Here is a 12,095-nt window from a genome sequence, read left to right as displayed (position 1 = left end):
TCAGCCTCCGTACACGTGCGGCGCCAGGGTGCCGACGAAGGGGAGGTTGCGGTACTTCTCCGCGTAGTCCAGGCCGTAGCCGACGACGAACTCGTTGGGGATGTCGAAGCCGATCCACTTCACGTCGATCGCGACCTTGGCGGCGTCCGGCTTGCGCAGCAGGGTGCAGACCTCGAGGGAGGCCGGCTCGCGCGAGCCGAGGTTGGACAGCAGCCAGGACAGCGTCAGACCGGAGTCGATGATGTCCTCGACGATCAGGACGTGCTTGCCCTTGATGTCGGTGTCCAGGTCCTTGAGGATCCGGACGACGCCGGAGGACTGGGTGCCGGCGCCGTAGGAGGAGACGGCCATCCAGTCCATGGTGACGGGGGTGGACAGCGCGCGCGCCAGGTCCGCCATCACCATCACGGCGCCCTTGAGGACTCCGACGATGAGCAGGTCCTTGCCCGCGTACTCCGCGTCGATCTTCGCGGCCAGCTCGGCCAGTTTCGCGTCGATCTCTTCCTTGGTGATGAGCACCGACTTGAGGTCGGTGCCCATGTCCTTCTCGTTCACCCGGGTCACTTTCGTTGCAGCTTGCGTCAGCCTTGCCGGATGACCAGTCTGCCACCCTGCCGTCGTGCCTCGACGCGGCCGGGCAGATTGATGGCCCCTTGGCCGCGCCATCCGGTGATCAGCCGGTCGACCTCTTCGATGTGGCGGGCGAAGAGGGAGCCGGCGGGTGCGCCTTCGGCGATCATGGCGCGGCGCAGGACGCGGCGGCGGACGGCGGGCGGAAGTCCGAAGAGCTTGGCGCATTCGAGCCGGCCGGCCTCGTCCCGTACGGACGCCTCGGCGTCGGCGGCCCAGGAGTCGAGGGCGTCGGCGTCGTCGCGGGAGAGTTGCGCCGTCCGGGCGAGGGCTTCGACGACGCCCTTGCCGAGGGCTTTCTCCAGGGCGGGCAGGCCTTCGTGGCGGAGCCGGGAGCGGGTGTAGGCGGGGTCGGCGTTGTGGGGGTCGTCCCAGACGGCGAGTTCCTGGGCGACGCAGGCCTTGCGGACGGTCTGCCGGTCGAGCTCCAGGAAGGGGCGGCGGTAGCGTCCGGCGGCGCCGGAGACGGCGGCCATGCCGGACAGGGAGCGGATGCCGGAGCCGCGGGCGAGGCCGAGCAAAACGGTTTCCGCCTGGTCGTCGCGGGTGTGGCCGAGCAGGACGGCGGCGGCGCCGTGGCGCTGGGCGGCCTCGTCGAGGGCGGCGTAGCGGGCGTCGCGGGCGGCGGCCTCCGGTCCGCCCGCCCGTCGCCCGCCACCCCCCCTGATCGAGGCGCTGTGCGCCACCCTTGTTTCCCGGCCGACGGTGACGGCGACGGCTTCGACGGGGTCGAGGCCGAGCGCGGCCATGCGTCCGGCGACCTCGGTGGCGCGCAGGTCGGAGCCGTCCTGGAGGCCGTGGTCGACGGTGATGCCGCCGGCGCGGACGGCGAGTTTGCGGGCCTCGAAGGCGAGTGCGGAGGCGAGCGCCATGGAGTCGGCGCCGCCGGAGCAGGCGACCAGCACCAGGGGGTGCTCGCCGGGTGGCGCGGCGGGGTCGGTGTGGTGCTCGGTGAGAACGTCGTGGAGTACGCGGCGGACCGCCAGGCGTATCGCCGCGACCGCAGGATGGGGACCCATGTCCGGTGCCCTTCGTGAATGAGTGGGGTGCCTCGGTCGGAGTCTTAACGGTCGGAAGAGGGGTTTCGGTCACTCAGAGTGCGTCGATGGTGACAGAACCTGGCCGTTACCCGAGCATTGCACGCCTCACCCTTTGCCTAGGGTCCCTCGGACGGGTGATTGGAGGCGGGTTCTTCCGTCGTACGTCGCATCCGTCTCACGAGTCTGCCTTACGGTGCACCCTCGCGATCCAGTCGGCCGGTGTGGCGATCTCCGCCTTGGTGGGGAGCGTGTTCGGTGAGGTCCAGACGCGGTTGAAGCCGTCCATGCCGACCTGGTCGACGACGGCCCGGACGAAGCGCTCTCCGTCGCGGTACTGGCGCAGCTTGGCGTCGAGGCCGAGGAGTTTGCGCAGGGCGAGGTCGAGGCGGGAGGCGCCGCGGGCGCGCCGTTGCTGGAACTTCTCGCGGATCTCGGCGACCGAGGGGACGATCTGGGGGCCGACGCCGTCCATGACGTAGTCGGCGTGGCCTTCGAGGAGGGACATGACGGCCGTGAGGCGGCCGAGGATCTCGCGCTGTTCCGGGGTCTGCACGAGTTCGACGAGGGAGGGGGCGGGTTCGCCCTCCTCGCCTTCGGGGCGGCCGCCGGCGAAGGCCTGGGCGGCCTCGCGCAGCCGCTCGACGACGGTGGAGGGGTCGACCTCGGTGGCGCCGAGGAATGACTGGATCTCGCCCTGGAGGTGGTCACGGAGCCAGGGGACGGCGGTGAACTGGGTGCGGTGGGTCTCCTCGTGGAGGCAGACCCAGAGCCTGAAGTCGTGGGGGGCGACGGCGAGTTCGCGCTCGACGTGGACGATGTTGGGGGCGACGAGCAGGAGTCGTCCGCCGCCGTTGTCGCCGGCGGGCAGTTCGCGGGTGGCGGGGGCGAAGGTCTCGTACTGGCCGAGGATGCGGGAGGCGAGGAAGGACAGCAGCATGCCGAGTTCGACGCCGGTGACCTTGCCGCCGACCGCGCCGAGCATGGTGCCGCCGGGGGTGCCCGAGCGGCGTTCCTGCATCTTGTCGAGGAGCGGGGAGAGCAGTTCGCGGAAGCCCGCGACGTTGGCCCTGACCCAGCCGGCCCGGTCCACGACGAGGACGGGGGTGTCCCGTGGTTCGTGGCCCTCGGGGATCATCCGGGTGAAGGCCCTGACGTGCTCCTCGGACGCCTTGGCGTGCCGGCGTAGTTCCGCGACGACCTCGCGGGCCTCCTCGCGGCTCACTTCGGGACCCGGCCTCAGCAGGCGGGTCGCGGTCGCGACCGCGAGATTCCAGTCGACCATCTCGGCACCACCGATGCTCGTCATGCGTCAACCGTACGTTCTCGGCGCCCGTTCGGTGAGGCTTCGGACCTGTTCAGCCCTGGGAGGCGAGGGCGGCGGAGAGGCGGTCGAGGGCGGGCTGTGCCGTGTAGGGGGAGGGGGTGCGGCCGGCGAGGAACGCGAAGGCGAGCAGCCGGCCGTCGGCGGTGACGACGGTTCCGGCGAGCGTGTTGACCCCTGTGAGGGTGCCGGTCTTGGCGCGGACGAGGCCTGCGCCGCTCAGGGCGGGGCCGGAGTCGAAGCGGCCTTTGAGGGTGCCGCTGAAGCCGCCGACGGGCAGGCCGGTGAGGACGGGGCGCAGGGCGGGGCGGGCGGGGTCGGCCGCGCGGGTGAGGAGGCCGGTGAGGAGGGCGGCGGAGAGCCGGTTGTCGCGGGACAGGCCGCTGCCGTCGGCGAACCTCGCACCGGCGGTCGGCAGTCCGAGGGTGGTGAGCTCGGTTCGGACGGCTTTGCCGGCGCCGGTGAAGCTCGCGGGCTGCTTGCGGGCGAGGGCGGTCTGTCGGGCGAGGGCCTCGGCGAGGTCGTTGTCGCTGTGGGTGAGGGTGCGCTCGACGAGGGCGGAGAGCGGCGCGGAGTACGTGCGGGCCAGGGGGGCGGCCTTGGCCTCCTGGGGGGCGCGGCCGGGGGCGGGGGCGCCCTGGACGGTCGTCCCGGCCTTGGCGAGGAGCTCGGCGAAGGCGGTGGCGGTGTCCCCGGCCGGGTCGGCGGTGCGCGGGGCGGGGCCGCTGTCGGAGCGGTCGAGGCGGCCCTCGTCGAGCATGAGGGGGCTGACGGGGGCGAGGTTGTCGTTCGGGCCGATGGGGTGGCGGGTGGGGCCCTGGTAGAGGCTCGTGTCGTAGGTGAGGCGTACGGAGGCGACGCCGCGGCCCTTCAGGGCGCGGGCGGTGTCGGTGGCCAGTGCCTTGAGGCGGGCGTGGTCGAGGGTGGGGTCGCCGCCGCCGACCAGGGTGAGCGTGCGGCCGTCCGGGGAGGCCGCGACGGTGGTGGGGATGCGGTGGTCGGGCCCGAGGGCGGACAGGGCGGCCGCCGAGGTGGCGATCTTGATGGTGGAGGCCGGGGTCATGGGGGTCGTGGCGCCCTCCCCGTACAGCTGCTTCCCGGTGGTCAGGTCGACGACCGAGGCGGTGCGCAGCGGGCCGAGGCCGGGGTCGGCGAGGAGCGGGACGAGGGTGGCGGCGAGGTCACCCGGGCGGGTGGCGTCCGGGGCACCGAGCGCGCGGAGCACGCCGGCGGCGCTGGGGGCCGGGGCGGGGCGGGAGGGGGCCGCCGGGGGCCCGGCGGGCGCGTGATGTGCGCCACCTGTGGGGGCCGTGGCGGCCGCCCGGGCCCGCTCGGCCTTACGCTGGCCGGAGTCCCACGGGCCGGCGGTGGCCACCGCTCCGGCGGCGAGGGCCAGACCGAGTACGGCAGAACACGCCGTGAGCTGCCACGTCCTCGGCTCCGGCATTGCTGACCAGCCCCTTTCGCGATCACACACAGGCGTGAGGGACACTTAATCACTGCGCGTTGCCGCAAGCATTCACATGTGTTGATTCAGGAGGAGCCACCCGTGGAGTTCGACGTCACCATCGAGATCCCGAAGGGGTCGCGGAACAAGTACGAGGTCGACCACGAGACGGGTCGCATCCGCCTGGACCGTCGCCTCTTCACCTCGACCAGCTACCCGGCCGACTACGGCTTCGTCGAGAACACCCTCGGCGAGGACGGCGACCCGCTGGACGCGCTGGTCATCCTGGACGAGCCGACGTTCCCCGGCTGCCTGATCAAGTGCCGCGCCATCGGCATGTTCCGCATGACGGACGAGGCCGGCGGCGACGACAAGCTGCTGTGCGTCCCCGCCTCGGACCCGCGCGTCGAGCACCTGCGCGACATCCACCACGTGTCGGAGTTCGACCGCCTGGAGATCCAGCACTTCTTCGAGGTCTACAAGGACCTGGAGCCGGGCAAGTCGGTCGAGGGCGCCAACTGGGTCGGCCGCGCCGAGGCCGAGGCCGAGATCGAGGCCTCCTACAAGCGCCTGGAGGCGCAGGGCGGCGCCCACTGAGTGGGTTCCCCGTGATCGTGTGACGGGCGGTACACCTTTTCGGAGGTGTACCGCCTTTCGCACATCCATACTGGAACCCACGATTCCAGAGGGAGCCAGAGGGAGTGAGGGCGGACAGAGTGGTGGCGGAGCCGGACGCAGGCGCGGGGTCGGAAGACCGCAAGCCGCAGTCGGACGAGGCGCGCAGCGCCTTCACCCCGCCGGCCGGGGTGGAGCAGCCGGCTCCTCCGGAGGAGGAGCATCCGACCTCCGAGTTCGCCGTTCCCGAGGGGCTCGCGACCGAGCCTCCCGCCGAGCAGGAGGGTTCGGCGTTCGCGGTGCCCTCCACGTACTCCGCGAAGCAGTCGCCGCCCGCGTTCACGCCCGCGCACGGCATGCCGATGGTGCGGCTGCCGGCGGACGCGCCCTGGCAGGACCGGATGCGGACGATGCTGCGGCTGCCGGTCGGGGACCGGCCGGTGCCGGAGACGCGCAAGGAGGACGAGGGCGGTCCCGCGGTGCCGCGCGTGCTCGACCTGACGCTCCGTATCGGCGAGCTGCTGCTCGCGGGCGGGGAGGGCGCGGAGGACGTCGAGGCGGCGATGTTCGCGATCTGCCGCTCGTACGGTCTGGACCGGTGCGAGCCGACGGTGACGTTCACCCTCCTGTCGATCACGTACCAGCCGTCGCTGGTGGACGACCCTGTCACGGCGAACCGGACGGTACGGCGCCGGGGCACCGACTACACCCGGCTGGCGGCGGTCTACCAGCTGCTCGCGGACATCAACGCGGACGAGCACGACGTCTCGACGGAGGAGGCGTACCGGCGGCTCGCGGAGATCCGGCGCAACCGGCACCCGTACCCCGGCTGGGTGCTGACGACGGCGGCGGGTGTCCTGGCGGGGGCGGCGTCGGTGCTGCTCGGCGGTGACCTCACGGTCTTCCTGGTGGCGGCGCTCGGCGCGGTGCTCGGGGACCGGCTGGCGTGGCTGTGCGCGGGGCGCGGGCTGCCGGAGTTCTACCAGTTCCTGGTGGCGGCGATGCCGCCGGCCGCGATGGGGGTGCTGCTGACGCTGCTGCACGCGGATCTGCGGCCCTCGGCGGTGATCACGGGTGGTCTGTTCGCGCTGATCCCGGGGCGGGCGCTGGTGGCGGCCGTGCAGGACGGGCTGACCGGCTTCTACATCACGGCCTCGGCCCGGCTCCTGGAGGTCGGGTACTTCTTCGTGGCGATCGTGGTGGGCGTGCTGTCGGTGCTGTACGTGGCCGTGCAGTTCGACGCGGAGCTCAATCCGGAGGGCGCGCTCAGTCCGGTCGAACGGCCGGTGGTGCAGATCCTGGCGGCGATGGTGCTGTGCGCGACGTTCGCGATCCTGCTGCAGCAGTCGCGGGGGACGGTGCTGTTCGCGACGCTGAACGGCGGTGTGGCGTGGGTGGTCTACGCGTCGATCGCGGTGACGGCGGACGGCTCCGCGGTGATGGCGACGGCGGTGGCGGCGGGCCTGGTGGGTCTGTTCGGGCAGCTGATCGCGCGCTACCACCACACGTCGTCACTGCCGTACGTGACGGCGGCGATCGGGCCGCTGCTGCCGGGTTCGGCGACGTACTTCGGTGTGCTCGCGATCGCCCAGAACAACCTGGACCAGGGCTTCACCTCCTTGGCGAAGGCGGCGGCCCTGGCCCTGGCGATCGCGATCGGCGTGAACCTGGGAAGCGAGCTGGCCCGCCTCTTCATGCAGGCCCCGGGCGCGGCGGCGGCCCGCCGCGCGGCGAAGCGCACGCGCGGTTTCTAGCTCTTGGCGTGGCGGCGGCGCCGGCCGGTGGCCGGGGCCGGGGTGTCCTGGTCGCCGGGGGTCTGGGCGGCGGGGGTCTGGGCGGCGGGGGTCTGGGCGGCGGCGGCCTTCTTGGACTGGGAGCGGGCGCGGAGGAACTCGATCGCGATCGGGACCACCGAGATGGCGACGATCAGGATGAGGATCGCCTCGATGTGCTTGTGCACGAAGTCGATCTTGCCGAGCATGGCGCCGAGCAGCGTCACGCCCACGCCCCACAGGATGCCGCCGAGGATGTTGAACGTGATGAACGAGCGGTAGTTCATCCGGCTCACACCGGCGATGATCGGCGTGAACGTCCGCACGATCGGCACGAAGCGGGCCAGGACCAGCGACTTCGGGCCGTACTTCTCGAAGAACTCGTGCGCCTTCTCCACGTTCTCCTGCTTGAAGAACTTGGAGTCGGGGCGCTTGAAGAGGGCCGGGCCGACCTTGCGTCCGAAGAGGTAGCCGACCTGGTCGCCGATGATCGCGGCGAGCGCGACCAGGGTGCACACCAGCCACAGCGGGGTGTCCAGCTTCCCGGTGGTGACCAGCAGGCCGGTGGTGAAGAGCAGCGAGTCGCCGGGCAGGAAGAACCCGATGAGCAGGCCGGACTCGGCGAAGACGATGACGAGGACACCGATCAGACCGAAGGTCTGAATCAGATAGTCCGGGTCCAGCCAGCTCGGTCCGAGGGCAAGCGTGTTCACGGGATTCCGGGCTCCTGCGGTCGGTGGGGGCGGGGGACGGCCGCCCCAAGGTATCAACGCTTTCTTACGGTGCCAGGTTCCACCGGCCCCCTCCAGGGTGCGGGGACGGTCCGCCGGGCCGAGGCTGGGTGGCTGGAGGTGGATGCGCATGGGCATCGAGGAGTACGGAGGCGGTCAGGGACCGCAGTCCGATGTGCTGGTCGTCACGACGAACGACGTTCCCGGCTACGACGTCCGGCAGGTGATCGGCGAGGTCTTCGGACTGACCGTGCGCTCCCGGCATCTGGGCAGCCAGATCGGGGCGGGCCTGAAGTCGATGATCGGCGGGGAGCTCAAGGGTCTGACGAAGACTCTGGTGGAGACCCGCAACCAGGCGATGGAGCGGCTGGTGGAGCAGGCGCGGGCCCGGGGCGCCAACGCCGTGCTGATGTTCCGGTTCGACGTGACGGAGGCGGCGGACGTGGGGACGGAGGTGTGCGCGTACGGCACGGCAGCGGTGATCGCTCCACGGACGTGACCGTGGAACACGCCCGGATCTTGGGGTGTTATGCGGCATTTGGACACTTATGGTGAGCCGGTGGCCACTGATACCCCGTCGTCCGCGCCTCCGCCCGCCGCCCCCGCGGCACCGCTCCAGGTCCTTGTGCCGCAGATCCTGCCCGCCCTCGTGATCGGGGTGGGGGCGAGCCTGCTCTACATCGGGATCAGCGAGGCCGCCGATCAGCTCAAGGACGTGGTGTGGGACACCCTTCCGGACGCACTGGGCATCGGCGGCTACTCCTCCCTCTGGATGATCGCCGTGCTGACCACGACCGGTGTCGCGGTGGGGCTCGTCGTCTGGAAGGTGCCCGGGCACGCGGGTCCCGACCCGGCCACCACCGGGCTCGAAGGCCCCCCACTGGCCCCGGCAGTCGTCCCCGGGCTGCTCCTCGCGAGCACGCTCGCACTGGCCGGCGGGGTCAGCCTCGGCCCGGAGAACCCGATCATCGCGGCCAACATCGCGCTCGCCTACGGGCTCGGCAGCAAGGTGGCGCCTGCCGCGCCCGGAGCGCTGTGGGTCGTGCTCGCCTCCTCCGCCACCATCGGCGCCCTCTTCGGCACTCCGGTGGCCGCCGCCTTGGTCATCTCCGAGGCCCTCACCCACCGGCCGAGCGGCCGAGGCTCGCTGTGGGACCGGCTCTTCGCCCCGCTGGTGGCCGCCGGGGCCGGAGCGATGACCGCTTCGCTGCTCACGGACTTCACCTTCAACCTGTCGCTGCCTCAGGTGACCGACCCCGGGTGGGGCGACCTGCTCGCGGCGATGGCCGTGGCCACCGCCGCGGCCCTGTTCGGCCTCCTCTCCTGCTACGGCTTTCCCTACCTCCACACCGCCTTCAAGCGGCTGCGCCACCCGATGCTGATGCTGCCCCTCGGCGGCCTGATCCTCGGCCTCCTCGGCGCGCTCGGCGGGCCGCTGACGCTCTTCAAGGGCCTGGATCAGATCAAGGAACTGACCTCGAACCTCGGCGGCTGGTCCTCCGGCGAGATGGCGAAGATGGCGGTGGTCAAGCTCGTTGCCCTGCTCATCGCCGCCTCGTGCGGCTTCCGGGGCGGACGGATCTTCCCTGCCGTGTTCATCGGCGTCGCCTTCGGTCTGTTCGCCCAGGCGCTCGTGCCGGAGATCCCCCCTGCCGTCGCCGTCGCCTCCGGTGTGCTCGGCGTGCTGCTCGCGACCACCCGGCAGGGCTGGGTGAGCCTCTTCACCGCCGCCGTCCTCGCCCCCCAGCCCTCGATGGTCGCCGTGCTCTGTCTTGCCTCACTGCCCGCCTGGCTGGTCGTCACCGGCCGCCCCCAGCTCGAACTGGACACGTCCGGCGCCTCCCTGCGCTGAGCGCCCTCGAAAGGAGTCCCCATGCCACTGCACAAGGGTCCCGTCACGCCCGAGCCCGAGCACGACCGGCACCTCGCCCTCAACCCCTTCTACGGCCTGGCCAACCCCATCGGCGGCATGACCGACGCGCCGCCGCGGCACCGCCTCCCCGACGGCCCGCTGCCGCCCATGAGCGCCTATCAGCTGGTCCACGACGAGCTGATGCTCGACGGCAACTCGCGGCTCAACCTGGCCACCTTCGTCACTACCTGGATGGAGCCCCAGGCCGGTGTCCTCATGGCCGAGTGCCGCGACAAGAACATGATCGACAAGGACGAGTACCCGCGCACCGCCGAACTGGAGCGACGCTGCGTGGCCATGCTCGCCGACCTGTGGAACGCGCCGGACCCCTCGGCCGCCGTCGGCTGCTCCACCACCGGTTCCAGCGAGGCCTGCATGCTCGCCGGCATGGCCCTCAAGCGCCGCTGGGCCAAGCGGAACGCCGACCGCTATCCGGGCAGCGCCCGGCCCAATCTGGTGATGGGCGTCAACGTCCAGGTCTGCTGGGACAAGTTCTGCAACTTCTGGGAGGTCGAGCCCCGGCTCGTGCCCATGGAGGGCGACCGATTCCATCTGGACCCGCAGGCGGCCGCCGCGCTCTGCGACGAGAACACCATCGGGGTGGTCGCCGTGCTCGGCTCGACCTTCGACGGCTCCTACGAACCCGTCGCAGAGGTCTGCGCCGCCCTGGACGCCCTCCAGGAACGGACCGGCCTCGACATCCCCGTCCATGTGGACGGCGCCTCCGGCGCGATGGTCGCCCCCTTCCTGGACGAAGACCTGGTCTGGGACTTCCGGCTGCCCCGGGTCTCCTCGATCAACACCTCCGGTCACAAGTACGGCCTGGTCTATCCGGGCGTGGGCTGGGCGCTGTGGCCCTCGGCCGCCGAACTCCCCGAGGAGCTCGTCTTCCGGGTCAACTACCTGGGTGGCGACATGCCCACCTTCGCCCTCAACTTCTCCCGGCCGGGCGCCCAGGTCGTCGCGCAGTACTACACGTTCCTGCGGCTGGGCCGGGAAGGCTACCGGGCGGTCCAGCAGACCACCCGGGACGTCGCCCGGGGCGTCGCCGAACGGATCGAGGAATTGGGCGACTTCCGCCTTCTGACCCGGGGTGACCAGCTACCCGTCTTCGCGTTCACCACAGCCCCCGACATCACCTCCTACGACGTCTTCGACGTCTCGCGCCGGCTGCGCGAACACGGCTGGCTCGTGCCGGCGTACACCTTCCCCGCCAACCGGGAGGACCTGTCGGTGCTGCGCGTGGTCTGCCGCAACGGCTTCTCCACGGACCTCGCCGAGCTGTTCGTGGAGGACCTGAGGCGCCTGCTGCCCGAACTGCGCAGCCAGCCGCATCCGTTGAGCCATGACAAGGCGGCAGCCACCTCCTTCCACCACTGAGCCCGTCAGGGAGTCTCGTCCTCGCACGCCAGGCTGAACTCCGCCCAGCGCACCCCGTCGACCGATATGCCGTACACGCACGTGGTGCCCTGGCGGAGCAGCCCGATCGGGCTGCGCCGGGTGAAGCGCGTGCCTTCGCCCGTGGGGCGGAAGCTGCGCCCGCCGTCGGTGCTGACGTACTCCCCCCGCTCGGCGCTGATCACCACCCGGCCGCCCGGGCCCGGCACCGGGAGCCCCTGGAGCGTGCGCGGCTCCAGCGTCGTCCCGGTCGTCCACATCCGCTCCCAGGTACGGCCGCCGTCCAGCGAGCGGTGCAGCGCCCGCAGGGGGTTCTTGACGGGCTCGCCGCCCTTCAACTCCCCCATCTCCGCCGCGTAGACGGCGTCCGGTCCAACCACGACCGCCGTGTGCCAGCCGGGGTCGGTGGTCGGGCTCGGCAGCCGGATCGGCGTCCAGCTGCGGCCCGCGTCCCGCGACACGGCGACCGCCGCACGCCCCGTGACCGGGTCCGTGCCCGAGACCCACCAGGAGCCGTCGGGCTCCGCCGCCGCGGCCGGCCTCGGGTGCGGACCGAGCAGCGGCCCGCGCGCCAGGAACCGCCTCCGCCCGTCCTGCGGGGAGACCACGACCAGGCCCTCGCGGGCGCAGTCGTCGCCCTGGGCCCCGGCGGGCTGCGTGCAGCCGGTGGTGAGGACGGCCCCGGCCGGTATCTCCGGGGTCGTGCCGACCGTCCGCGGATCGCCCTTGCGCCACGTCGAGCCGCCGTCCCGGGTGAACCAGGTCGTGGGCTTCGCGTCGGCGCTCCACTCCTCGATCAGGGCGCGCCCCGGACCGAGCACCAGCAGGTTCGCCGAGATGCCGTCCGTCCCCCGGACCTCGGGCAGCGGGGACTTCCGCAGCACCCAGCTCTCGGCGCCCCGGTCAAGGACGGCCACATGCTGCCTGCACAACCCGTTCTCCGGCACCTTCGCGTCCTCCACGCAGTCGGCCAGCAGGACGAACCCGCTGCCGTCGGAGGCGAATCCCGGGCTGTGGGCCGTCCCGGGGAGCCGCGCCGCGGACGGTATCCGCGGCGGCGGGGCGACCCGAGCACCCGAACCGGCCGCCCCCGAGGGCCGGGCAGACGGCCCCGAAGCCCCCGCACCGGCACCCGTCCCCGCACCCGCCCCCGTACAAGCCGTCAACACCAGCGCCACGACGGCGCCGGCCACTCCACCGAGCCTGCGCATCGCCCGTCCCCCTGTCCC

General features: G+C 72.0%; 11 protein-coding genes. 5 read left to right on the top strand and 6 right to left on the bottom strand.

What is annotated here, in order from left to right; all coding sequences use genetic code 11:
- From hpt to dacB, 4 genes are all read right to left on the bottom strand, one after another.
- Nucleotides 1–540, bottom strand: a complete 540-nt coding sequence (gene hpt / locus FDM97_RS02445; protein ID WP_132917781.1) for a hypoxanthine phosphoribosyltransferase — start codon at nucleotides 538–540, stop codon at nucleotides 1–3.
- A gap of 41 nt (nucleotides 541–581) precedes the next feature.
- Nucleotides 582–1,649, bottom strand: coding sequence for a tRNA lysidine(34) synthetase TilS (gene tilS, locus FDM97_RS02440; protein ID WP_137988618.1), 1,068 nt, complete (start codon nucleotides 1,647–1,649; stop codon nucleotides 582–584).
- Nucleotides 1,650–1,845: 196 nt separating this feature from the next.
- A complete protein-coding gene (locus FDM97_RS02435; RefSeq protein ID WP_137988617.1) occupies nucleotides 1,846–2,976 on the bottom strand; it encodes a zinc-dependent metalloprotease in 1,131 nt (376 codons plus the stop codon).
- A 49-nt stretch (nucleotides 2,977–3,025) separates the two neighbouring features.
- Nucleotides 3,026–4,438: a D-alanyl-D-alanine carboxypeptidase/D-alanyl-D-alanine endopeptidase gene (dacB, locus tag FDM97_RS02430; protein WP_137988616.1), complete on the bottom strand. Its 1,413-nt coding sequence runs from the start codon at nucleotides 4,436–4,438 to the stop codon at nucleotides 3,026–3,028.
- A 102-nt stretch (nucleotides 4,439–4,540) separates the two neighbouring features.
- On the opposite strand from dacB, the gene FDM97_RS02425 reads away from it, so the two are divergent.
- Entirely contained in the window at nucleotides 4,541–5,035 is a 495-nt protein-coding gene (locus FDM97_RS02425) for an inorganic diphosphatase (RefSeq protein WP_019888410.1), read from the top strand.
- Nucleotides 5,036–5,154: 119 nt separating this feature from the next.
- Nucleotides 5,155–6,807, top strand: coding sequence for a threonine/serine exporter family protein (locus tag FDM97_RS02420; protein ID WP_137994616.1), 1,653 nt, complete (start codon nucleotides 5,155–5,157; stop codon nucleotides 6,805–6,807).
- Here FDM97_RS02420 and FDM97_RS02415 read toward each other — a convergent pair.
- On the bottom strand, nucleotides 6,804–7,538 hold the full coding sequence (locus FDM97_RS02415) for a DedA family protein (RefSeq protein ID WP_137988615.1): 735 nt from the start codon (nucleotides 7,536–7,538) through the stop codon (nucleotides 6,804–6,806). The two genes, FDM97_RS02420 and FDM97_RS02415, sit on opposite strands and share 4 nt — an antisense overlap.
- Nucleotides 7,539–7,686: 148 nt before the next feature.
- Here FDM97_RS02415 and FDM97_RS02410 point away from each other — a divergent pair, with 148 nt between their 5' ends.
- Genes FDM97_RS02410 through FDM97_RS02400 form a run of 3 tightly spaced genes read left to right on the top strand, consistent with a single transcriptional unit; the run spans nucleotide 7,687 to nucleotide 10,848 of the window.
- The gene (locus FDM97_RS02410; RefSeq protein WP_137988614.1) at nucleotides 7,687–8,055 is read left to right on the top strand and encodes a YbjQ family protein; all 369 of its coding nucleotides are present in this window, start codon (nucleotides 7,687–7,689) and stop codon (nucleotides 8,053–8,055) included.
- A 60-nt stretch (nucleotides 8,056–8,115) separates the two neighbouring features.
- Nucleotides 8,116–9,408, top strand: a complete 1,293-nt coding sequence (locus FDM97_RS02405; protein ID WP_254705470.1) for an ion channel protein — start codon at nucleotides 8,116–8,118, stop codon at nucleotides 9,406–9,408.
- Nucleotides 9,409–9,429: 21 nt separating this feature from the next.
- On the top strand, nucleotides 9,430–10,848 hold the full coding sequence (locus tag FDM97_RS02400) for a glutamate decarboxylase (RefSeq protein WP_137988612.1): 1,419 nt from the start codon (nucleotides 9,430–9,432) through the stop codon (nucleotides 10,846–10,848).
- Between the two features lie 5 nt (nucleotides 10,849–10,853).
- Here the strand turns inward: FDM97_RS02400 and FDM97_RS02395 are convergent, their stop codons facing one another.
- Nucleotides 10,854–12,077, bottom strand: a complete 1,224-nt coding sequence (locus tag FDM97_RS02395; RefSeq protein WP_254705469.1) for a sialidase family protein — start codon at nucleotides 12,075–12,077, stop codon at nucleotides 10,854–10,856.
- Nucleotides 12,078–12,095: the final 18 nt, after the last annotated feature.

The sequence above is a fragment of the Streptomyces vilmorinianum genome (assembly GCF_005517195.1).
Classification (GTDB): domain Bacteria; phylum Actinomycetota; class Actinomycetes; order Streptomycetales; family Streptomycetaceae; genus Streptomyces; species Streptomyces vilmorinianum.
Note: the sequence above shows the minus strand (reverse complement) of the source record. Positions and strands in the feature narration are given on the sequence as shown.

What these genes read in the sequence shown, in the direction of transcription:
- FDM97_RS02395 (WP_254705469.1), bottom strand. Translation starts at nt 12,077, where the DNA reads ATGCGCAGGCTCGGTGGAGTGGCCGGCGCCGTCGTGGCGCTGGTGTTG.
- FDM97_RS02435 (WP_137988617.1), bottom strand. Translation starts at nt 2,976, where the DNA reads ATGACGAGCATCGGTGGTGCCGAGATGGTCGACTGGAATCTCGCGGTC.
- FDM97_RS02410 (WP_137988614.1), top strand. Translation starts at nt 7,687, where the DNA reads ATGGGCATCGAGGAGTACGGAGGCGGTCAGGGACCGCAGTCCGATGTG.
- tilS (WP_137988618.1), bottom strand. Translation starts at nt 1,649, where the DNA reads ATGGGTCCCCATCCTGCGGTCGCGGCGATACGCCTGGCGGTCCGCCGC.
- FDM97_RS02400 (WP_137988612.1), top strand. Translation starts at nt 9,430, where the DNA reads ATGCCACTGCACAAGGGTCCCGTCACGCCCGAGCCCGAGCACGACCGG.
- hpt (WP_132917781.1), bottom strand. Translation starts at nt 540, where the DNA reads ATGGGCACCGACCTCAAGTCGGTGCTCATCACCAAGGAAGAGATCGAC.
- dacB (WP_137988616.1), bottom strand. Translation starts at nt 4,438, where the DNA reads ATGCCGGAGCCGAGGACGTGGCAGCTCACGGCGTGTTCTGCCGTACTC.